Annotated in this window: 12 protein-coding genes; 4 read left to right on the top strand and 8 right to left on the bottom strand. The window is 45.0% G+C overall.

The window, feature by feature from the left end; translation table 11 throughout:
* Positions 1 to 304 precede the first annotated feature (304 nt).
* The 4 genes from GQF01_RS22280 to GQF01_RS22265 all read right to left on the bottom strand — a co-directional run bounded on the left by GQF01_RS22280 (position 305) and on the right by GQF01_RS22265 (position 4,598).
* On the bottom strand, positions 305 to 799 hold the full coding sequence (locus tag GQF01_RS22280) for a hypothetical protein (RefSeq protein WP_161408870.1): 495 nt from the start codon (positions 797 to 799) through the stop codon (positions 305 to 307).
* Between the two features lie 1,068 nt (positions 800 to 1,867).
* Positions 1,868 to 2,557 carry a DsbA family oxidoreductase gene (locus tag GQF01_RS22275; RefSeq protein ID WP_161408869.1) on the bottom strand — a complete coding sequence of 230 codons (690 nt, stop codon included), beginning with the start codon at positions 2,555 to 2,557 and terminating at the stop codon, positions 1,868 to 1,870.
* A 36-nt stretch (positions 2,558 to 2,593) separates the two neighbouring features.
* Positions 2,594 to 3,436: an SDR family oxidoreductase gene (locus tag GQF01_RS22270; RefSeq protein WP_161408868.1), complete on the bottom strand. Its 843-nt coding sequence runs from the start codon at positions 3,434 to 3,436 to the stop codon at positions 2,594 to 2,596.
* Positions 3,437 to 3,512: 76 nt separating this feature from the next.
* Positions 3,513 to 4,598, bottom strand: coding sequence for a YhgE/Pip domain-containing protein (locus GQF01_RS22265; protein ID WP_235960169.1), 1,086 nt, complete (start codon positions 4,596 to 4,598; stop codon positions 3,513 to 3,515).
* A 428-nt stretch (positions 4,599 to 5,026) separates the two neighbouring features.
* On the opposite strand from GQF01_RS22265, the gene GQF01_RS22260 reads away from it, so the two are divergent.
* The 4 genes from GQF01_RS22260 (at position 5,027) to GQF01_RS22245 (ending at position 14,683) form a co-directional block, all read left to right on the top strand.
* Positions 5,027 to 5,368 carry a nuclear transport factor 2 family protein gene (locus GQF01_RS22260; protein ID WP_161408867.1) on the top strand — a complete coding sequence of 114 codons (342 nt, stop codon included), beginning with the start codon at positions 5,027 to 5,029 and terminating at the stop codon, positions 5,366 to 5,368.
* A gap of 270 nt (positions 5,369 to 5,638) precedes the next feature.
* Positions 5,639 to 6,514, top strand: a complete 876-nt coding sequence (locus GQF01_RS22255) for a LysR family transcriptional regulator (protein ID WP_161408866.1) — start codon at positions 5,639 to 5,641, stop codon at positions 6,512 to 6,514.
* A gap of 520 nt (positions 6,515 to 7,034) precedes the next feature.
* Complete coding sequence (locus tag GQF01_RS22250; RefSeq protein WP_161408865.1) at positions 7,035 to 10,370, top strand: S8 family serine peptidase; 3,336 nt, start codon at positions 7,035 to 7,037, stop codon at positions 10,368 to 10,370.
* A 44-nt stretch (positions 10,371 to 10,414) separates the two neighbouring features.
* Positions 10,415 to 14,683, top strand: a complete 4,269-nt coding sequence (locus GQF01_RS22245) for a S8 family serine peptidase (RefSeq protein WP_161408864.1) — start codon at positions 10,415 to 10,417, stop codon at positions 14,681 to 14,683.
* Positions 14,684 to 14,827: 144 nt separating this feature from the next.
* Here GQF01_RS22245 and GQF01_RS22240 read toward each other — a convergent pair whose 3' ends face one another.
* From GQF01_RS22240 to GQF01_RS22225, 4 genes are all read right to left on the bottom strand, one after another.
* The gene (locus GQF01_RS22240) at positions 14,828 to 15,610 is read right to left on the bottom strand and encodes an alpha/beta fold hydrolase (RefSeq protein ID WP_161408863.1); all 783 of its coding nucleotides are present in this window, start codon (positions 15,608 to 15,610) and stop codon (positions 14,828 to 14,830) included.
* Positions 15,611 to 15,807: 197 nt separating this feature from the next.
* Positions 15,808 to 20,073 carry a S8 family serine peptidase gene (locus tag GQF01_RS22235; protein ID WP_161408862.1) on the bottom strand — a complete coding sequence of 1,422 codons (4,266 nt, stop codon included), beginning with the start codon at positions 20,071 to 20,073 and terminating at the stop codon, positions 15,808 to 15,810.
* A 48-nt stretch (positions 20,074 to 20,121) separates the two neighbouring features.
* The gene (locus GQF01_RS22230; protein WP_161408861.1) at positions 20,122 to 23,565 is read right to left on the bottom strand and encodes a S8 family serine peptidase; all 3,444 of its coding nucleotides are present in this window, start codon (positions 23,563 to 23,565) and stop codon (positions 20,122 to 20,124) included.
* A 293-nt stretch (positions 23,566 to 23,858) separates the two neighbouring features.
* Entirely contained in the window at positions 23,859 to 24,593 is a 735-nt protein-coding gene (locus GQF01_RS22225) for a glucosamine-6-phosphate deaminase (RefSeq protein ID WP_161408860.1), read from the bottom strand.
* Positions 24,594 to 24,616 lie beyond the last annotated feature (23 nt).

The raw sequence follows: 24,616 nt of genomic DNA, 5'->3' as shown, positions 1-24,616 counted from the left end.
TAAAAAAAAAAAAAAAAAAAAAAAAAAAAAAAAAAAAAAAAAACGATAAGAAAATCCCTACAAACACAAAAAACCTTGATTTAACAAGGTTCATCGTATACGCTTGCTATGTTAAGATCAGAGAACACAGAGCGTTTACTGCAACCTCGTACTTTTGGCACAGGATCGCAATTTTTACTCTTCTGGGAATCTAGTTTACTTAGGATTCGGTTGGGAATCTGTTTAAAAAGATATTCGCTGAGTATATCAGCTATTAGATATACAGTAACTCTCTGAATTCATGAGTATGCATAGTCAAGTAAACTTATGATGGGACGATAACTACAGTATCAAGGTTTAAGGTTGCTGTTTGCCCTGCGGCGTTTACGCGAAATTCTAACTCAAAGAAGTCGCGCCCTTGCAATGCACTTGCAGGTAACGTAATGGCGAACCTTTGATATCTACTATTCGGAATGACTCTAAGAGGAATTACCGCGCTTGAACGTAACGTGCCTAAAAAACTAATCTGAAGGTTACCAGAAAGGCTGGGAGAATTAACGGAAAATGATAATTGGTACGAATTGTTTCGCCCTGGGCTTCCAAGATGAACAAGTTGAGTTAACGAAGCACTTCTATTCGAAGGAACTTCAAACTTAGCATGTTGCCTTCCTACATTAGGTCGACTTCGAGACAAGAAAACGTCACCTACAGCGCGCCATGGGGAAAAAGAGCTATCTTCAAACCCTGGATTTCGAACCTGAGTGATTCTTGGAATGGATTTACGGTTTATTACTCTTCTAGCTTTTTGTTTTTTCAACATATGATCCTCTCCTTTGCCGCTAACTTCTGCAATATATGAATCTCTTTGAGGAATAGTTCTAGTTATCTTCCTAAACTTATTCAAAATACTCAAAGAGGGTATCCCTCGCCATTTTCTCGGCTTTTAGCTTATAATAATTTTTCATTTTGCTATTTTGCATTCAGCCTAGGATAGGATAAATCTCAAATCACAGACAATGCTTTATTGCCAAATGTCTGAGGGGGAGGAATGAAATAAGAAAAAGCCACTCCTCCTAGAGTGACTTATCATAAATGCTAGCTTCAAAATTCTGACAGGATCGCAATTATTGCATTTTTCGGGAAATCTGTAAAAATCATTTTCCCTTTTACCGTTTTTTTTGAATTTTGCGCAGTTTTGAAGGAAACGTATTGAGAACATTTTTTAAGCTTGATTTTACCTGGCTTCTGCTCGTTACAAGGTTAATTGTAAATTCAAAGTTCGTACCATTAACACTCCTCATCCCTACACTTCTGCAGTTATCGCAATTATTACTCTTACACCGATCAAATACTAAAGTACGAGAAGGAACTTTAACAGGCAAGGGACCCGACTACACACGAGTCCTTAATAAACTCTCTGCGTCTTGCTAACGAATTTCCACATAACGATGCCCCATCTTCCGCACGCTGTACGAATAAAAAGTTACCACATTATGGGTCCCAATTAATGTGGATATTAAACAACTCTGTCCTTCCCATTCATGCAGCGCAAGACCAGCGCTGCACCACAGAGGATGAAAATGGATAAAATCTGTCAATACTTCTACTATGGCTGAGAGAAGAAGGTTTATCAACTATGGTGCCATTAGACTCCAAGGGTCACTGTGTATCACAGACTGTCGCCCCCAATATGGGTAGAACATATGGGCCTATTCAGTATTCCAGATCTCTATTCCGTATAATAGCCGATCGATCGATACGTAATGAACCTTATGACCACCGCTGAATAAAAAAAAAAGCTACAGCAGAGGACCGTAGCTTTAATAGTATGGAAAACCGGTATGTAGGATCCAGTTCTTATTGCCCCTGTGCGAGTTCATGCCGGATGTCATAGTTTACAGGTATCTTCGTTGCAGTTGGCAGCGCGATCGCCTATTATCGTCAGCGCGTCCCCGGCGGCTACTTTTTCGAGAATCTTTCGGTAGGTACCAACCTCCTGCGCTCCTTGAACTGTATATCGTTCGTTGAACATCATGGTTGGCACTGCGTGGATACCGCGTTCCTGAGCTTGCTTGATTGCGGCCTGCACTTGCTCTGTACCGTTGTCCCCGGAGAGTGCCGTACGCACCCGATGGGTGTCCATCCCTGCCGCGGCCGCTAATCCAATCAGCGTTTCCAGATCTGCCACATTGCCGCCATCGGTGAAATACGTACGCATTAACGCCTCGTCTACGGCATGTTGGGTAGGCCGCCCGTACTCGTTGCCCGCAAGCCAAACAAGCCTATGTGCGCTCAAAGTGTTCACGGCAAGCGCCTGCTCCATATGAAACTCAAGACCCTCCCGTGCTGCGACATCGGCGATACTGGCGTGGTCGTCTCGAAATTCAGGTCCATACCGATCTATGTAATAGTCGAACAAAGGCTTCGGCTCAGTAGGCATCATCGGATTGAGCTGAAAGGGAAGGTAGTCAACCTCAACCTGCTCCGCACCGGGAAACTCGCGCAACGCCCGCCAGAAACGTGTTTTCGCCACGTAGCACCACGGGCATGCGATATCACTGATGATTTCCACCTTCATAGAATAGCCCTCCTTCTGAGAAACTTGCTCATGATTTTAACTGTTTACAATTACCCCGCCATTTACGTGCAGAATTTGCCCTGACATGTAAGATGCATCATCGGATGCCAAGAATACATAAGCAGGTGCCACCTCAAACGGTTGACCGGCTCGCTTCATAGGAACATTGTCTCCAAATGTGGGAATCTGTTCAGCAGGTAAGTAAGATGGAATCAATGGAGTCCAAATTGTTCCTGGGGCTACACCATTTACTCGAATTCCCTTCTCTGCGAGATTTAGTGACAGTGAACGTGTAAACGAAACAATGGCGCCATTAGCTGCCGCGACGTCAACTGAATCTTTCGCTCCTTGATAGGCATCAATGGATGTTGTATTTATGATGCAGCTTCCTGAATTCATGTATGGCAGGGCAGCACTCGTCAGAATAAACTGCGAAAAAATATTGGTGTGGAACGTATCTGCTCGCTGCTTCGAATCCACATCTAGCATATCGTCCTTAACATGCATGACACCGGCATTATTCACGAGAATGTCAATGCGACCGAATTCCTCAACCGTTTGCATCACAGCCTCTTGTCGGGGTTGCGCATATCCAATATCGCCTGGAATCAGAGTGCAACGACGACCGTGCTTATTGACGTATTCCTTTGTCTCTTCAGCATCGCTATGTTCATCCAGGTATGAGATTGCAATGTCTGCCCCCTCTTTCGCGAACGCAACAGCGATTGCTCTCCCGATTCCACTATCCCCACCAGTAATAAGCGCTACCTTATTCATCAGTTTGCCGGATGCTTTGTAATTAGGGTTATCAAATACAGGTCTTGGTGTCATTAATGATTCAATGCCAGGTTTATTTTGTTGCTGAGATGGGAAACCCATTATGAACGCTCCTCTCGGATTTTTCCTACATTGTTTCCGAAATAGGTTATTGATATTTATGAATGTTCGATTAAAGCTAATGTTCAGTAGACGGCTTGACTTCAGTAGTCATTGGAGAAGCTGCATTTTTCTCCATATATATCCATAATACTGTAATTCCCCAAGTCACAATTGAAATTAGCAGCAAATTCAGTACAAAGTTCCATATCCCATGTCCAATATATATGAGTTTCATAAAACCAGGGATTCCCGAAGGCAGGAAGTCCCCAATATGCCGGTAGAACGGTGCTAACATGGAGGATGGAATGATGGTTCCACCTGTCATTATCATTAGTGGAATGGGTAGCAAGTTGAAAAATGGCGCACTATGGCCGAATAATGTAAGGCCCATTTGTGTTACACAAGTACCACTCAAGAAGACGCAACATTCGAACAGCCACATTTTCCAAAACGGTGCCGCTGGTTCAACAAAGAGATCAATTACTGCAATGATAAACAGCGGAGCTAAAATTGAAATAAGCAGTAACAAAAGCTGACGGCTCCAAAATATTCCCCACTTTCTATAAGTGCTTTTCAGCATAAGCGAGGAAACTCTCAAGTGAATGTTCATCGCCATCATGGCTATATAAGGGGTGAAGCCAAGCAAAATCGGAACCATGGTTACAGCAAAGTTCCCCTGCTTATGAGTTTTGATAATCTCTGCATGTACGGGGGCACGATCCGAATTACCGTCTGCGGCTTTTGATATTCCTTCCGTTATTATGCCTGCAGCTCTTTCAACCGCTGTGGATGCAACTTCTGAGGTTCCCTCGTTAATATAATAAGTCAGCTTGGCCTGACCGGATTGGAGATCGTCTGAAAAGTTCCGGGGAATGACCATAACCATCGAGTAGTCCCCGTGATCCATTCGTTTATTCGCTTCCTCTACACTGACCAACGTTTCTGAATGAAAAGGAACAGAACTTATCATTTTTTTCTGGATTGCTTCGCCAACTGTCCCCCCCTGATTGACTATGGCGATTTGGAGCTGACCAATACGCTGTATCGCATTATGGTAGCCGGTCATCCATACCAAGATAAAAACAAGCGGGATAAAAAAAGCTAGCGCAATACCGATCCGCGTCGCTGAAAAACTCATAAATTGTTTAATAACTTGTATCATGACTTAGATCTCCTTTTTAACGGATAATATTAAGGCTAGCTTCCCTGGACTTGAGGCTAACCGTCCGGGTTCCCCTCTCTTTTTCTTGCAGCGTAGTTAAATTAAAGTATGGAATTGTATAAATCATGAGGTATTACAAGGAATCATATGTATTTTCTTCAACAAACGTTAAATATATTATTTTACCTGAATTGGCAAGAGAGTACTTATCACTTTTAAATATTGCCCATTCATGAATATAAATAATAAAGTCAATTATTATTATCAATTAGAATTATCGTTAATGTAGAGGTATGCTAATACTTGTGATCGAAAATAATTAATTTTAATAAGGGGATACATTACGGGAAGCGAGTATGTAATCGACGGTGGTACGATTCCGACGATTTAATTATTTTCTGTTCTTTTACAAAAAGGAGGAGTTAGTTATGATTCAATTACCAGATTCCGTAAAAGCATATTTCGATGCATCAAACATGGAACATTTAGATTCATTTCTTGCTGCATTCGACGACGATGCCTATGTCTTTGACGATAATCGGGAGTTTAGAGGTATAGAAGCAATTCGAAATTGGAGTAAAACCGATATCTTTGGTGTTCATGTTCGCTTTGAAATAACTGATGCCACGGAACATGATGGCGTGTACGCCGTTATCGCGTCGCTTGACGGCGATTTTGATAAAACTAATCTACCCAGTCCATTCTTTTTAAAACATACATTTAAGCTGTCTGGCGGTAAAATTAATGAGTTACAAGTATCTTTGCCTTAATATGGAGGAAGAAAGCAATTTCAACCTAATACCAATATAGGGAATTTTTATAGCCAGAGTCCCAGAAGAAAACAGCCCATCAACTTATTTGTTGATGGGCTGTTTTTATATTTAATATGAATATTTCATATCGTTCAATGAGATTGATAAATTATTTTATATATGACTGATATTTCATAATTTGTTGTAACTGTTAGAACACATTAGTATAAATATATACATACTTTTCCATTGATTTATAATACAAAAGAAGGAAGGAGTAACGGAGCTATGATTGATTTTGAATGGTACAGAAGCTTTATCTTCATTTATAAACATAATTCCGTTACGCTAGCCGCTAAATCACGGATCATGACGCAATCGGCGATGAGCCAACACCTCGCCTCGCTTGAAGCCGAAGTTGGCGAACAACTATTCACTCGTACAACGCGAAAACTCATTCCAACTGAACGAGGAAAACAACTGTATTCACTTCTCGCGCCTCATATCGATATTTTAGAAGAAAAGACGCAGGAATTAAGAATAAATCCTTCATCTACAACAAAAACTATTAAAATTGGTACAACTCGGGATTTGTTTGCCGAGAAAATTTTGGCACCTATATCTAAAATGAATTTGACTACAATCACCTATTTTTGCGAGACTGATGAATTATTGGATCTTCTGAGAGAAGATCGTGTAGATATCATCCTAACGAACAAAAAGTCCTCGACACCTGGTATTGAGTATCTACATCTTAAGGAAGAGGAGTTTGTCATTGTTGCTCCATTTGAAACCGTTGTGCCAGATTTTACGCATTTAAAAAATATGGAACTATGGCTGTTGCAGCAGCGATGGATCAGCTATGGTCTTGAACTTCCCTTTATTCGATCGTATTGGAAAGAATTTTTCAAAGTAGGACCGCAGATTATTCCCGCCCATGTCATTCCTAACCTGCATTTAATTTTAAGAGCGATTGAGGAATGCAAAGGGATGAGTTTGCTTCCAACCTATATGCTGAAAGATGACAAAATCAGAGAACCAAAATGGAGAATAGTTTTTGAAAATATGGTTGTCCGCAACGAATTATTAGTTGGGTTCAAATGCAAACATAAAAATAAGTTTTTGATCAATGAATTTATAAATCATATAAAGGAACATGATTAAGGATGTACGAAAATTTCAAAATGATACAATAGTATACCGCCCAAGTGGCGGTCTTTTTTTGTTCACTCTATGAGTCGAGCCTGCTTGAATCATTTAACTCACATTTAATGTTAATAATTCTACCATTTAATAAATTAATATAAATCATTTCTGACAACCCCCTCCAATTAAAATTGCCCTATTAAAATCATACGAAACACAAATACACTTAATCACTAGTTATTAATTTACTTTAATTTACTTTATTTTACAATAAAATCAGTATAATTAGTAAAAAATAGCAAATACGACACATTTATTGCATATATTAATAAATTAATAGGATATATTAATCTTCTAATAAGTGGTTACTTTTTAATATTAGCTATATTATTTCTAGTAAAATAATGTTAGTATACTTTACATGATGTCTGTGATAGTCATAGTTTAATATCCTAAAGGGGATGATTCATGTAACGAAATCACATCCACCTCACATTTGGCACATTGCTTACTAAAATTTCATAGAGGAAGTGACAACTTGTATTCGAACCGTAAAAAGACTTTATCGTTCATTGCATCTTTCCTTATCACATGTTCAATGGTCACCCCCGTCTACGCCAAGGATACATCCTTGGTTCAAGGTATTGGTGCTGAGTCAAGTACGAGTAATCTATCCAAATTAAAAAAGAGCCAATGGCCATCAGAATCGGAAACTGATTCCAGTTCTCAAACTGCCCCTCAACCAGAGGCAGAGACATACGAGTCTTCAAGTAATGTCCAAGCCATTAAAGACGCAGCAAACGCGACGGACCGCATCATCGTGAAATATAAAGATAGTACTTTGAAAGTCTCTGCGCTTTCAAGCGCAATCAACGCACAAGTAGAAGAAGTCAAAGAACTCCCCGCACTCAGTAGCAAGGTATTCAAATTAACTCAAAACTCCAAGCTTCTTCAAGTCATTGATGAACTCAAAAAGGATCCGAATGTTCTTTATGCAGAACCAGACTTTAAGCTTCTCACCCCTGAGATAGTTAAAGAACAAGCTTCCCAAAAAACACAATCGAAAGCCGCACTTAAACCTGAGACCTTCAATACAACCAAAGCGGTATCACCAAACGATCCACTTTATCCTAAACAGTGGTACTTACATAACACGGGGCAGAAAGTGGACGTCCCAACAAACGAACCCTATGCTACGCCTGGTATTGACATTCACGCACCTGAAGCATGGGAGATTACGCAAGGAAGCAGCGATGTCACCATTGCTGTAATTACAGCAGGCACAGAGATTACAAATCCGGATTTAATCGATAATATTTGGACGAATCCGAATGAAGATCCTTCTACCGACAATGATGACGATAATAACGGATACCCCAACGATATTCACGGCTGGGATTTCGCTCATCATGACAATACGCTTTTCGATGGCGATGATTACGTCGCAGACTTCAGAAGCACATTTTATAGTCAATTTATTGCGGCATCGATGAACAATGAGTACGGTACCATCGGCGTGGCTCCAAAAGTTAAATTGATGCCGTTGAAAGTTTTTAGCGGACAAGGCGGATATCTCTCTGATGCGATTGAAGCTATCTATTATGCCGAGGCAAACGGTGCCAAAATCGCGTTTTTAAGTTGGCTTTTACCCAACTACAGTCAGGAACTATACGAAGCCGTTTCTAATTCCAAAATGCTCTTTGTTGTGGGAGCAGGGGTACAGAATGCCGATTACTTGCCTATGTATCCAAAAGCTTATCATACAGACAATGTTTTGAGTGTCAATTCTGTAGATCACACCGGCCAGTTCCCCTCTTATGGAACTGTCGGAAAAGTAAACGTTGACGTAGCGGCTCCCGGTCTTTCATTAACCGTTAAAGGAGCTCAGGTACAAGCGGGTTATGGGGCTGAGATTCATAAATATGCTGGACTCAACAACGCTGAATACAAAGCCATCTATAATGGAATCGGCTTTGAGACATTGCCGATTGTGGATGGTTTGGACCCTAAACAAAGTCAAGATATGTTCAATCAAGCAATGAAATTTCTGGATGACTATGAGCCGAGTAAGAATGTCAAGGTGCTATTCGTTCAAGACGATAAATTCGATCCTTGGGCATCTGCTGAGGAAGATCCATTGGTAGCTACCTACAAAGATTTGTTGGATAAAGCAGGCTATCCAGAAAGTCAAATCGACGTGTTCACACCTGCAGACATAACCGAGAATGGCCCTGATCTTAGTACGATGCAGAGCCATGATATCGTTATCTGGGCTACAGGAACGAAATTTGGTGCCGTACAAGAGTTGATCACCGAAACTGACCGAACCAATTTAACGGCTTATCTGAACGGCGGCGGCCGCCTCATGATCACGGGTCCCGATTCGATTGATTACATCCAAAGTACTTACTTTGTTCATGACATGCTGCATCTGAGGGACCTTGGGGATGGAACTAATTCCGACATTGCTCTCGGTGTGCCATCTACCATCTACGATAATCACAGGTATCAAATGAATTATTTTAGTGTCTCTACAACTAATGTGGCGAGTAATGATCCTTCTATTACAAAAGTTAACCTTGCATCACCTTCAGACTTTTATACTTATGAGGGCGAGGATGCTGCCGCTGCCCTTGCTGCTGGAACCGCAGGTCTTGTCATGTCTGAATTCCCATCTATGGATGCTGCTGCTGTAAGAAAGAGAATCATGAATAGCGGAACGTCGCTCAGCTCGTTATTGAATATGAACGCTAGTGGCAAAATGATCAACGCTTTCCGGGCCTTGACGAGTAATGATATTCCTGGAACACCGTTGCATGATTCCACCGTTACCAAGAAGCTCGACGCCAATGTCGGCGAATCCGACGACGTGTATACCCTTGATTTGAGCGCTGGGGAGAGCCTTACAGCTACCTTAACCGGAGACGCAGGGACTGATTTTGATCTGTACTTATATGATTCAACGGCTTCCACGGTAAAAAGTAAAAAGGGCATCCTTGCCAAGTCGGAAAGTGATTCATCGACGGAAAGCATTACTTACACCGTAACAGCAACCGGAACTTATTACATCAACGTCAGGGCCCATCAAGGAGCTGGCTCCTACACGCTCCACCTGAACTCTAGCAATCAGGCGGGTACTTTCCAGGACACGGATAACTCACTTATTTATAACGGCCAATGGTCAACTGCGAATAGTACAACTGGCACATTCCGACAAATCAATGCTGCTGGAAGCGTAGAATTTGGCTTTAGGGGCAATCAGATTGAATGGATCGGCACCAAAAATCAAAATCAAGGTATTGCCGATGTCTACATTGATGGCAACAAAGTCGCTTCTCCATCTCTGTACAGCAAGGCCGTCTTATATGAGCAAACCTTGTTTAAGCAGTCGTTGTCGAACGGACACCACACGATCAAAATCGTATGGACAGGTCAGAGTGATCCTTCTATAACTAACTCAGCGTACTCCTACATCAATGTTGATGCCTTCAGAGCTACAACGTTAATGCGAGCCAACGACCCAAGCGCTGTTTTCAATGGACCTTGGGGTTCCGCGTTTAGCGAAAGTTATAGCCGTGGCGAGCAGCGTTTTACGCAAACCAAAGATAGCTCGGTCGTATATACCATCTCAGGCTCTGCGGTAACTCTGCTTGTTAATACAGGTAAAGACCGTGGAAAAGCTGACATTTACATTGACGATCAGCATATCGCTAACGTTGATTTGTACAGCCCGACTACAACCTATCAAGTCCCTGTATTCACGACAGCCCTAAGCAAAGGAAAGCATACCCTTAAAGTCGTCAATTCAGGCATAAAGAATGACAAATCAACAGGCACGCTCATCACCATTGATTCGCTGCATTTCGTAGACTAAACATCCTTCCGCACTTTATCCTGTTCGAAATGGGGAAAACGAACTTGAACACATTTTATCATAAAACGGCCTCACTCCTGACCATCACCACACTTCTCAGCAGTATGCTGAGTGTTGGTACCTATGCTGCTGAGCCGACCAAACCAAAGCCTCCTGTCATTACTCAGGCCCAGCTGCGTACCATTATTCAAAATGCGCAAAGCATGCAGAATAATGCAAAGAAATCAGCACCGTCTATCATTGCAAATGATATCAATATTTCCTCTACAGACGATATCAACGTCATTATTCAGCTTAGCAATCAGCCGGCTGCTGTAGGCCGATATGCTGCAAAAATGGGTTACCGCACCTTGAATACCGAAGCACTCGAAGCCAATGTCCTGACCGAACAGTCATCCTTCCTGAGCAGCGCTGCGAAGCAAGGGATCTCGCTTAAGGTTCATCATCAGTTCGATACAGTCCTGAACGGCATGGAGGTCACTGTACGGGCGAATGAAATTACGAAGTTAGCACAGCTGCCAGGCGTAACATCCATCCATCAGAATCAGGTCTATTATGCCATCCCTGTACCAACGGACATAACAACGCAAGGACTAGACAACCCACTCATTGATCTCAATCCGTTAAAACAAATCGGAGCGGACAAAGCGTGGGACAAAGGATTAACAGGCTCAGGAGTAAAAGTCGGCGTCATTGATACAGGAGGCGACTATGTGCACCCTGATCTTAAAGATGCCATTAATCGTGATTACAAGGGCTATGATGCCTTTAATCAGGATAACGATCCGTACGAAGACTTCCCGACGGATAGAACAGAAGGCAGTTCCCATGGAACACATGTGTCGGGAACAATCCTCGGCAGATTCGCAAACAAGACCTCCGAACTTGTTCAGAAAGGCGTTGCTTACAATGCCGAACTTTATTTGTACAAAGTACTTGGCGGCGAACACGGCTCCGGTACATCTGCTCAAATCATTGCCGGCATTGAGAAAGCAGTAGAAGATGGAATGGATGTCATTAATTTGTCCTTAGGAACAGGTGCCTATAAGGACCCCAACTCCCCTGATTCAATTGCAGTGAACAACGCTGCATTGGCAGGCGTTGTAGCTGTCATAGCGAACGGGAATGACGGACAAAACGGCCCTTATTATTATTCGATGGGTTCCCCAGCTTCTGCGCAGCTTGCTATTTCGGTCGCTGCCGCAACAAGCCCAAGCAGATACTACACATCTTCCCTCGAGAGCACGGTTTCTGTGTCGAGCGTGACTTATGCCACTTATCAACTAAGCCCTAACTTGATCAGCTGGAAAACAGGTGAAACGCAATTCGAGAGCTTGCTGGGTTCTCAACAGCTGGAAGCCGTTTTTGTCGGTCTGGGTAGTAAAGGTAACTTTGAACACGCAGGTGACCTGACTGGCAAAGTTGCTTTTATCGAACGAGGTGAACTCTCATTTGAAGATAAAGTTAAAAACGCTGCTTTATCTCATGCCACTGCAGCTGTCATTTTCAACGGAAACTCCGAAGTGCACGATGCAGGAGAAGTTCCTGTTATTTTACCTGATCTTAGGGAAGAAATTCCTGGCAGGGACGGGCCCATTGGTTCCCTTGCCATGCTTGGTGATGGAGCTAAATATTTGCCTACGTTCGATATGCCAGGGAAGCAGGGACGTGCCTTAGTCAGAGCATTATTGACCACTCCTGACTCGACTCTGAAAATTTCGTTCGGAAACACATTCAATCCAGTGGATCTGATTGGTGATACGATTGCCGATTTCAGTTCCCGTGGACCTAACTCTGATAAAAACTACGGTATCAAACCCGACATCAGTGCTCCCGGTGTAAATATTATGTCTTCCGTGCCTGCTTATGGAAGAGACAACCCTTCCATTAGCTATAAGGAAGCTTACGGCCGAATGAGCGGCACAAGCATGGCAGCTCCCCACATCACGGGACTTGTTGCACTCTTGAAGCAAAAATATAAACTTGTGGATAAGAATCATGATGGCATTGAGGACTGGTCCCCGATGGATTACCGTGCCGCATTAGCAAATACATCCGATATGATTAACACGATTAGCGGAACACCTTACGATGTATATTCCCAAGGTGCCGGTCGGGCTAATATTGCCAATGCAATGGAAACTCCGGCTCTGCTTCAAGCTATTGATCCGCTAACGATTTATGACGCCAAATTCAATCCTATCACCATGGAAAGCGATGCTAGCAGCGTGAGCTTCGGATTAGTAGATCCTAAATCGAACAAAACAGTTACCAAGCCGCTTCAACTTAAAAACATATCTGACAATACATTGACTTACACAGCTACAATTGTCATGCATCCCAGTGTGACGTCAGATCCAAACAAGCCGATTCCAACGCCTGATGTCGAGAAAATACACATGTCCATTGATGGATTAAACGCTAGCTCAGGGCAAGCCATCACCGTAGGCCCGAACGCAAAACAGCGTTTCACCCTCTCTGCACTTGCTGCCGACGCTCCGAATGGCGTTTACGAAGGACACGTGCTACTTCAGAGCACAGGGCATCCAGACCTGCACCTTCCGTTTGTTATCCATGTTGGCGAAGAGTCGGACAATAATCAATTCGATATTCAAGACGTGACTTTGTTTAATCAGACGATGTACAACGATCAAACCATTGATCTATCGGCAACGATTAATTCCAATGCGTTAGAATATGTCGCACTTTATGTTACACCCCTAGAAGGCACAGATGGTGAACAATCCGTTCCCACTGTCGGAGAAATCTTCGATTATAATAGAGAAACGAATATCTACAAAACACTGCCTCAAGGCAAGTTTCATTTCTCAGATATTAGTAACAGCTTTGGATTTACGAAAGATACAGAGTTAAATGTCAACACGGTCAAACTTCCCGATGGGATGTATAATTTCGTGCTTGTCGGCCTTCCGGACCTCAACCAACCAGATAAGGGGAGTGTCGTTGCATTAAAATCGTTCTATATTAGTTCTGCCGATTCACCTCTATCTCCACCTTCAACTCCTCCAAGTGGCGGAAATACCGGCACCGGCAGCGGTGGTGGTGGTGGTGCGCTACCAGAAGTACCTAAAGAGAATCTGGAACTGATTCAATCTATCGTTACACCAGGACAAACAACCGTTTCTGTTACAGCTTCAACCGCTATCGAGGGCAAACAATTGACAGTAACTGTCGCCGACAGCGAGATTCAAAAGGCAGTCGATGCTGCAAAATCGGTTTCAGCTTCCATCGTTATCAACGTGACTGCCGACGATTCGTCAGAAGCTCAGCTCAAACTAACGAATGCTCAAGTGCTAAAGCTGCAGCAGGCTGCTGAAGGCAGCACGATCGTGTTCGCTTGGAAAGGTGCAACAATTGCTACACCGACTTCCGCACTTGCTAGTGTCCCTGCCGGCGCAGAATATCTGGTTCGTATCACGAAGGACGCAGGCAGCGTATCCACATTTACTGAGCAATATCCGGATACAACTGTTGTAGGCACACCTTACTCGTTCGAAGCGAAAACCCACATCAACGGAACTACAACTCCGCTGAACTTGACAGCGAAGCAAGTGTTCAAGCGTGCCTTCCTCGTTGATCAGGAAGTGAACGCGAGCAAGACGGGCGCGTTGTATATCGAAAATGGTCAAGTTTACTCGGTGCCTGCCCTTTTCACTTCTGCTGGTACAGGCAAAACGATAGTTACCATCAGTCGCCCAGGCTTCTCCACCTATGCTGCTGCACAACGTCAAACAGCCTTCACGGACATTGATTCGTCTTGGGCGAAGAGCCAAATCCAATTGCTCGCAGACAAATTTATTTTGAACGGAACAACGAACAGCACATTTTCTCCTAAAAACAATGTAACACGTGCCGAATTTGCTGCTCTGCTTGTGCGCGCTCTTGGCTTACAAAAGCCAACCCTAGCGTCACCGTTCCAAGATGTACAAAGCAGTGACTGGTTCGCACAGTCCGTAGCCATTGCATATGAAACCGGACTTATCACAGGCTATGGTGAAACGTTCAAGCCGAACGCCAGCATCAGCCGTCAAGATCTGACTGTCATGCTGACAAGAGCGTTGAAATTGCGTCAAGATTGGCAACCTGGAGCGAAAGCGCCAATCACTTACGCTGACTCTGAGCAATTCAGCGACTATGCGAAGGAAAGCATTCAGTACGTTACGGATGCCGGACTCATGGACGGTCTTGACTTGAATGGAAGCATCCACTTCCAGCCAAGCGAACCAACTACGCGTGAAGCTGTTGCTAAAGTACTAAGCACTCTATTGAAATTATCCAAGCTTATTAACTAAACTCAACACTCAAACGGCCCATGTCCCTGTTGCAAAACCGGGACATGGGCCGTTTGTGAAATAAGATCCGTTTGGGTTATGCACCGAATACTGCGTTCACTCCTATTTACCTATGTCATCATAAAGTGCCAAAAAAGCTTCTTATCATTCAACAAATTGCATCAAAAGGCGGTTAAAATAATCGCGTTCGTCTAGAAATGGAACATGGCTGCTGTAATGGAACGGAACGAGAACAGAATTGCTAATGAGTTTATGGGTTTCCTCAGCATTGGCAAACGGAACGACCTTATCATGGAGGCCGTGAATAATCAAAGTAGGCACGTGTATTTGTCCAAGATCGCCCCTAACGTTCTCGTCTCTTAACGTCACCATAACAGCTGCAGTCGACCAACCTGCTCCTTGCAATCCAATTTGAAAGAACCATTCGGTGAAGGGGGCTGTAATATGTTTGAAAAAAAATAAATCGGTCAATCCGGCAAGCATTTTGGGTCGGTCGGTTAACGTTCCTGAAATGAACATATTAGCGTCTTGTTGCGGTACAGAGCCGGGTGACTGGGCGTCAATAAGAACAAGTTTGGATACACCGTAACCTTGATGTCTCGCTATGTATCGAATAGCTACCGCACCGCCTGCGGAATGCCCAGCAAGCGTTATGTCTTTCAATTTCAACGTCTCGATAATGACACGAATGTCATCCGCCAATCTATCGAAATTGTATCCGACGAATGGCTTATCCGAATTTCCGAATCCTCGCCAGTCCATGCCGATACACCGAATGTTCATCGACGGGAGAATATTAAATTGATATTCGTACTGTTTATGGCTTAAAGGCCAGCCGTGAATAAACAAGATCGTCTTTTTCCCCATCGGATTTAAATCCTGCACAAATACCCGCACTCCTGATTCTACAGTGATAAAGTATTCCAAGTTGTTACCTCCTTAGATGAAAGTGGAGCACCTTAGAAGTATATTTGAACGTTCATGTCTATATACCTGTTCTTCCACCTTACCAAAGCATCAAGCTCTTGATGAGTAAGATGAGGATCTGATCATGTTATCAAAACTTAACAAAGGCTGTCCTATCAAGAGATACATCTCATGATAAGACAGCCTTTTATTCACGATCAGTTTATAAGGATTGAAACCTTAAGCAATTGGTACAACACCTTGGCGGCTGCTTCTCGCGTTGTTACCTCAGCAGGATGAAAGACGTAGGCGCCTTGGTCTGCGACTCCATCCATCAGACCAGCTTCAGTGACAGCTTGAATGTCTCCTTTCGCATAAGCGCCGAATGTCTCAGCATCTGTATAGACGATGTCGCTTCTGGTTAAAGGTTTCGCATCAAGAAATTTTAGCGCGCGATTCAGCATGACAGCCAGGTCTTGGCGGCTGATATTCGCATTCGGCATAAAAGTTCCATCATAACCTGTCACCAAGCCTACCGCATGGGCGGCGGCAACCTCGCCAGCGAACCAATCGTTCTCGCTAACATCCTTAAACGGAGCTCCCTTGTCTGTCGATGGCAGACCGACCGCTCTAACCAACATCGATGTGAATTGAGCTCGAGTGACGCTGCTCATTGGGGCGAACGTGTCGTATGTTACGCCATTCATCATAAATTTGTCAGCGAGCTTCTGGATATACTCCTTCGCCCATGAATTATCAATATCCGTAAACGCGATGTCTCGCTTAGCTGCCGCAAGTGTCGAGAAGCCAGGACGCGTAATGGATATGATGGTCCCGCCGTCTTTACTTGCCGTAAAGATTGCAGGCACCGGATGGACTACGCCGCCTGCCTCATACAAAGCACCAGCTGTCGTTGCATTGACGTCTCCACCGACCAGGAAGGCGCGTGCCACCCTTTCGCTTGTGGAAAGTGGAATCGGAGTCTCGCGGTTGTCCATGACGACGTTCGCTTCGAAGGCGACTGGCGTGCCGACAACCTCGGCTTCCGGATATGAGGCTTCAAAGCGCTTGGCGCTCGCCTCTTCCTTCCTAATGCGAATTAGGAGACCCGCTCCCTCCGGAACACCGCTTAGAGCGGAAGTCGGGAGAGCGATAGACGCGTCGTTCCAGGTGAACACAACCGAACTCCCTTCAGGCGCCGCTTTCAAGCTTTGCGCTTGCGGAAGTGTGAATCTCAACTCCGCTATATTGGTTTCAGTGGAGGATACGCCAGCAATGATTGCGATGGGTCCTGTTCTGTTTCCGAGCACCTTGCTAAGGTCTGCATCGTTAACGGTTACAGCTAGAACTCCGTCAGCTTTGCTTGCCTTCGCGTCCAGCCAAGTCGATGTTTGGGATTCCTTTACGACAGACGCCGTTACTTGAGCATTGAATTTATTTGGCGTCGGAGTCGGAGTTGGAGTATACGTAGTTCCAGAACTTCCCTGTGAATGATCCTCGCCGCCTGGATCACCACCCGGTGGATTCCCGCCTCCAGGCTGCTCGTCGTTACCTTTATAATCATTGTCTACATTGATCGTTATATTGGACATAAGAATTTGTGTCGGACTTCCGAAGACGACAGATGCTGTAATTGCTATTAAAACATATTGACCATCAGGCAAAGTGGAAAGTTTAAAGATACCGGATTCACCATTTTCCTGTTCGCTCATTAGGCTGTAGCTGCCATTGAAGTCTTCAATGACATAGTCACCTTTCTGAAGATAGGTTGGAAGGCCATTCTTCACGCCATTAAAATCCGCAATCCGCCCATAATATTGGCCATCGTTTCCGTAGATGTCGAGCAGAAGTTTATTAAACCCTCCACCTCTGTGATTCAAGGTAATATCAATTGGTGCATGAGGCGAAACAATCCGATTCGAGACGCTAATACTAACTGCATTCTCGTTCTGGATCGACTGCTTCCCGATATGAAACACGAATGGCAGGTGCAAGGCAGGGACTCCTGAGCTTTCCAAGATTACGCCCCCTTCGTAAACCCCTTGCTTAGCGTCCGGTTTCACTTCGACGGACAGTGTAAAGGTTCGGATTTCTCCTGCGTTGACAGAAACCTTGCCATCTGCGTCAATACCCGTTAGCTTGACAGAGACACCGTCCCAATTCGGATTCGAAGTCGTACCAGGCTTATTTGTAAACACATCATGCAAGCCTACCCTGGCCGTATACGTCACAGGCTTATCGGTAACACTTTTAAGTTGAAGAGGACTTGATGCCGTGGTACGGACAGTCGGATCAATGATTCCAAACGAGACACTGCTAGCTTCGCTCGGTAGAGTGATAGGATTCATTTCCTTATCATATATTTTAATTTCATTAAGCGCCTTCAATAAAGATGAGGTATGAAGGGCATTCGATATATCTGGGCGTCCCGCACCTTGCGAGTAGGTGTCATATAGGGTGCCATCCTCGTCAGACAACAGATCGGCCGTATTCGCCAAAGCCGCCCGAACATCTGAGGGCGTCCAATTCGGAAATTTGTCCTTCAACAGTAAGGCAAGGCCAGAGATATGCGGCGCAGCCATACTAGTTCCACTTTCGCGGCCGTAAGCACCAGTATAATCGGCTTCCGGATTCACAATCCCGTAAGCGGGAATAGACGACCGAATACGATGTCCGGGTGCAACGACATCCGGCTTGATCCCGAATCTGCCGTCATTGTTCGGCCCGCGCGAGCTGAATTCTGCTATCGTATCTCCTGTCAGCAAGACTTTCTCAAAGGGCTTAGCGAAGGTTAGCGTTACCGGTACATCAGGTTGCTTCATCATCGCTCGAACCAATGCTCGGCCTTCTTTGCCGGCTATATCGAATGCGGGAATGGAATCGGAGTACTCGCCCTGGAAGCCCATGTACCCGATAAAGCCGTCTCTGCCCGGAATCGAATCCGACAAATTAACGGTTCTATCTCCAAAAAAATCTGTTCTATCATTGGTAGTACCGTTGAATATGATGATCGCCTTGGCTCCATGTTCTTTAGCGTTCATAATTTGTTGGCCGAATGGAAGATTTTGACCGATATGTGTCCTCGTCACTATGACGATTTTGCCCTCAACGTCTTTCCCAGCATAATCCACATCTATGCCGCCCCCATCATCGCCAAAGCCGAGATAGACGGCTTCGATTGGATCCGTTCCGAGGATCTTGGTGAAATCCGTGTTTCCGGGCTCCCATACCATTGCACGAAGGGTGTAGTCTTGGTCGGACAAGGAGCTTGTAGCAACCGTCTGGTAGGTGTTGATCTCGCTGGTTGCTGCACCAACCGTGATGCCTAATTCTGCCGTCGAAGGTGCGCCAAGAGAATAGTAGTACGGCGCGTCCATGGCGGCATTACCCGCCGCAAGGACTGGAATTACGCCGGCTAACGCAGCATTGTTGACGGCTATCGCCTCCGCAGAGTGAGGATCTCTCGACCCGTCGTCACCAAGCGATAGGTTAATCACGTCCATGCCGTCTTTTACGGCGTGCTCGATGCCATCAACAATCATAGCCGAGGTGCCGTAGCTTTGTGGACCGCCCAACACTTTATAAACGTATAAATCCGACTCGTACGCGACGCCTTTTTGCAGAAAGCTTCCTTTGGCATTCGCAGCGCGTCCAGCGATCGTGCCGGACACATGTGTACCATGCATCGTCCCGCCAGATTCAGGAAGATCTTCATAAGGATCGTCATCGTTATAATAGGAATCGTATCCACCTTTAAAAGCATCTTTTAGATCGGGGTGTAAATAATCGATTCCCGTATCAATGACGCCGATCTTCAGCCCTTTGCCGGTATAGCCTTCCGCCCAAGCGGATTCGACACCTAACTGTTGCAACGGAACCATATCGATCCGGGGGTCGACCTTCTCCTCATCGGATGTTTGAATCGGCTTCGACGTGTAGGTCAAGTTCGGATAAATCGCCTTCACCCCTGGGAGCTTCGCCAGATTGGAGATGCGACTGCCCGGCAACGTAACAGCCATTCCGTTCAGCACTTGGTTATACTGAAATTCTACGTCCAGCGACATTCCGTCCTTTTTAGCAGCTTTCAGGAATACGGTTTGCTCATTCTGAACCGCCTTCGCAGTCGCTTCAGCGGCCAAAGCGGTATATCCCTTGCTCGCAGCGTATTTCCCGACTGCTGCAGGTTGTCCACTCAATTGGATGATGACGCTGACAGGTTCTGTAGAAGATGTGTCAATGTCAGGTGAAATAAATACGATTGCTGGGTCCTCGGAAAATTGAGATAAACTCTTCTTCCAATCGTAGGTGAATTCTTGAAACGAATTCAAATCAAGATCTGCCCCTGAGGCGACCACAGGAAGTTGACCATTTAGGGAAGCGTTAGCTGCTGCGGGATTGGCTGAATGAAAAAGACCGCTCGCCAACATAGCTGAGGCAATGAATATGGATGACATCTTGCGGATGCGCTTATATGTGTTCTTCAAGTCCGGTTTCCCCATTCCCTATGAGTTTGTCGATATCGCATGGAATCATCAGTCAATTTCGAAGGCATCGATCGAGATGGCAGTACCCGTGGAGTCGATATGCTTCTCGCTTTTGTTCACGACACGGATCGTATGCTTCCCTTCGGAAAGCGGCTCCGATTGGAAAATAACAGCCTCATATTGCCGAGTTTTCCGGTAGAAGTCCACCGATTTAACAAATTGTCCGTCGATATAGATATCCGCGATTCCACTGTTGCCGCCGACCCGCGCGAGGAGGCGGACCCTCGTTCCGACGAATGTTATTTCGCTGTAGCTGTCTTTCGCATAGGAAGTTTGGATGGAATGACCCGAATATAATGAACTAAAACTCCTTGCCCACGTGCCTTCGAAGAGCACCTGAGAGATATCGGAATCTTGAATGAGATGTTTGACGACGAAAGCGTCGACGTTCACGAATGCGGGAGCGTTCTTCCGAGCCTTCGGATCGGCCTTGCCCGTCCACTCGATCTTGATCGTATGCTTGTCGTATAAGACATCTTTCTTGAAGAGCACTTGCTTTTTCAATTCAGTTTCGCTATACAAGGATACGGGGCTATCGAGTTTGCCATCGAGATAGACGTTGGCGATCCCTTGTTCGACGTTCTTGGTCCCGACCCACTCTACATAGCTGCCCTCAAAGGTGAATTCCACATATCCCTGAGCATCAAGACGCTTCGAACTCCCCCCCGACAATTTCGAATCTATAACAGATGCCCAATCTCCAACGAGAGTCACAGCGTTTGAATTCTCTTCGTAAGTGCCAGAAGAGTTGGCGTGCTGTAGACGCAGCTTGTAGATGCCCGATCCTGCGAACGCATAGACATTCAAATAATAAGTGCCTGTTTTCTTAACCAAATAAGAAAGTTCTTCGTTAGATGTTCCCGGATGTTCGGATGCGGCGACAATACCGGCTTTGCCGTTGACGCTAGTGGTGGAGGGATCAAAGAGGTATAAATCAAAGTCTGTCCCTTCCTCCCCGGTCAACGTTGCCTGAATTGTTTCACCCGCATTCAGTTCTATCGCATACACGCGGTCTGGATCGACTGCTTCATCGAGGCGTTCGCTCACTTCTGGAACCTGAAGCGGAGTTCCTGGGATATCCTTGTCAGATAACGCGCGATAAGCATCAAGCATCTTGCCAGAGATGTTTTTATTAAGCAGGGAGCTGACTTTCTTCCCGCTATTCATTAATCGTTGAATAACCATCTTTGCATCGTATTTAGGGTTTGCACCGAGCACTAAAGCTGCAACTCCGGCAGCGTGTGCGATTGCGGCAGAGCTAAAAAAGGAGTGATAATCATAGTCTGGTTTGTTGAGCAACAGGTTGGTCCGGGCGAATGAATCCCTTGCTGCGATCATCTCGCCATTATAGATTTCCGGCATTGGAGTTGATTGACCGTCATAAATGGTTCCTAACCCGCCAAGCAATTCGTATAATCCAACAAACGATTCAGACAGATAGTCCATGTGAAGCATGTCAGTAACGAAAGAGGACGTTTCGTTCCCGAAGAGCGCATTCCTGCCTGTTAGGAGAAGTCTGCCGCCTGAATTCAGGTAGTCTGTTAAGTTTGCCTTGTCGAACTCGGTCAGCATTGAGAGATTATTAGGTTCTGGATTTATTTGAGGATCGGCATCGCCGGTAAACCATACGACAATATCGTACGGTTTCATGGACGCGAGAGAGGGGCCACTCTCGTTCTTAGGAACACTAACGATTTGGATGTTATTGGCCTCATAACCAGCAGAAAGTAGAAAGCTCATGTACTTTTCCAGATAACTCTGCTCCCATTCTTTGCCGCCTACCGAATTGTCGTCCTGGACGAGCAATACGGACGGTTTGTTGAAGCCTTCGGCTAAGTAATCAAGCGCAATGCGGGCTGAATCCATTTGAAAAGGAGGACTAAAATTCTCGAAGCCTATCCCGTTAAAAATTGCCTTGTACACACCAGTATCGATTTGCGCAGCATATGCAGGGTTATCTGAAGGCGCGGTAGTGATCACCTGGAAAGCAGCGGGTGCTGCGATATTTACGCTTTTTTTGCCGTAGCTAGTAATTACGGAGCCACTTCGAAGCATACCCATGACCGTGAGCAGATTAGGTAGGCTGTAGGATGCCGGATAGACAGGATATTTGTCCATGTCATTACCTTGATTGTCGGTTGGCGCGACGATTAGCATTTTGGTTGCTTTAAGAGTGTCCAGGATCAAATCACTGGGTTCATAATAATAGAAATCGAGGACAACAATATCGGCACCCATCCGCTCTGCGTAAGCTATACCTTCGGCGATTTGGTTGGCGTATCCACTTTTCGTCGTCCAAGAAAGCGACTTGACCGGTAATATTTTCACATTCGGAGCGATCCCAGCGATACCGATAGCATTGTTCATGGAAGCGGCTATGGTTCCTGCAATCGCTGTTCCGTTATTGGGTGGGTCTATCAAGTCGTTAGTGTTGTTGTCATCGTTATAGAAGTCCCAACCGTGGACGTCGTCGACAAAGCCGTTACCATCGTCGTCGATGCCGTTGCCTGCGATTTCCTTGGGATTCGTCCAGATGTTTTCCACTAAATCCGGATGATTAATATCAACACCGTCGCTGATCACCGCCACGACTAATTCTTTGCTGTCTTTTTTCATAATCGACCAAGCCTCAGGAGCGTTGATGTCAATATCCGCTAAACCTTCTGGATCTTCATTGCTGCTTCCCGCATTGTGCAGCCCCCACTGTTCAGGAAACAACGGGTCGTTCGGGATAAAATTCTCCAACTCGGCCCCCTGCGAGGTGAGGTATGGCGAAACGAATGGAGAGCTGTAATATACATCAGATGTGACTGGGCGTGACGAAGCAAATGGAGGGCTAGAATAGACATTCGTTGTGACAGGATGTGACGAATAGAATGGAGGACCGAAATAGACATTTGTTGTGACACTTTCGCCAGTTGTCACCGAATCGGATGTGAAGACCAGGCCGTTCGGCTCCGCGAACAGAACGCTCGGATCGGACTTAAGCCTTAAGAGGATGGAGTTGATATCCGCACCTTCTGGTAGCTTAATGAGCTCGGCGCCAAGTGCTGGAAGTGGATGTACCGATGCTATATCGTAAGTTGCAGCGAGTGAAATCGGTTTCATTCCATCTTTGTATTTCACGACAATACTGTCGGCTTTAGACATTTTACGAGGGCTAAGGGGGACCTGTTTTGTCTCCACAGGAAGTCCCTCCGGGACTTCTATAGTCGGCTCTGCTATATTCCCGTTGAGCGCCCACTTCGTCTTCCGGAGTTTCTCGGGAGTATCGGTTCCCTGCGCAAGGACAAGCCCTTGGTAATTCGGAACAACAGCACCAGAAACTAAAATAAAAGATAACAACAACGTAGTGAACAGCTTGCTCTTCGAGTGGCTCTTCAAGTGTGCTTCTCCTCCTACCAGATTAATAGATTCTGAACTGGATTGCATTTGAAAACAGGTTCTATGCTCTAATTCGCCCCCTTTCGTTTATATAATGTCATAAAAACTAACACGTGGTCAATAATTTTCGCTATAAAGCAAATAAAAATAGATTAAGTTTGATAGAATTATATATTTTTCCAATTATAAACGTCAAATAATATGACATATAAACCCCATAATATAATTATGTTATTTTTGTTAACATAAAATCTGATTAAAGATGCAAAAAAGCTAATGGCTCACCCCTCTGATTGAGGGACGATCCCATTAGCTTTTTTGTAATATTTTGCACAAAGGCATCACAACGAGATTTTTGAAGCAGCCGCAGCATCGAGAATAATCGTCGCACTCGTATGCAGCTGCAAGAAAGATGCTGGCACACTAGTTGTTATTGGCCCAGCAAAAGCTTTCGCCACCATGTCGGCTTTATTGTCGCCTGTAGCAACCAGAACGATGTTCCGTGATTTCATAACAGCCTCCAAACCAATCGTTATCGATTGCTTGGGAACCTCTTCCTCGGAACCAAAATGCGGCGAGTGAGTAGGTCTGTTCTCTTCAAACAATTGCGAAATATAGGTTTTCGCCGGTATATGATCGCTTGGTTCGATAAAAGCAATATGTCCGTTTAAGCCTAGTCCCATAAGCTGCCAATCAACGTAACCCAGATCGGACAACAATTGATCAAATCTCTGGCATTCAGCCATTAGATCCATTGAACTGCCATCAGGAATTTGCGGCTCGTATTGAAGTGTCTGAAGCTGACCAAACAAATGCTCTTGCATATAGGTCCGATAACTTTCCGGATGATCAGCCGGAATGCCGACCAGCTCATCAGGGTTAATGAATCTCGCTTCAAGAAAGGAAAGCTCACCTGCTTGCTCTCGCCGGATCCACTCTTGATAGATCCCATATTTTAAAGGTGATGAGCCTGTGGTCATGCCAAGCACCGATTTCGGATTGCGCTTGATCTGTTCCGACAGCAGGTTCGCAACTCTAGTTTTAATTTCTTCCGCTGGCAATACTTCAATTTTCAAGCGAATTCTCCTCGCCTTCCTTT

Source organism: Paenibacillus silvestris (assembly GCF_009882985.1).
GTDB classification, from domain to species: domain Bacteria; phylum Bacillota; class Bacilli; order Paenibacillales; family NBRC-103111; genus Paenibacillus_E; species Paenibacillus_E silvestris.
Note: the sequence above shows the minus strand (reverse complement) of the source record. Positions and strands in the feature narration are given on the sequence as shown.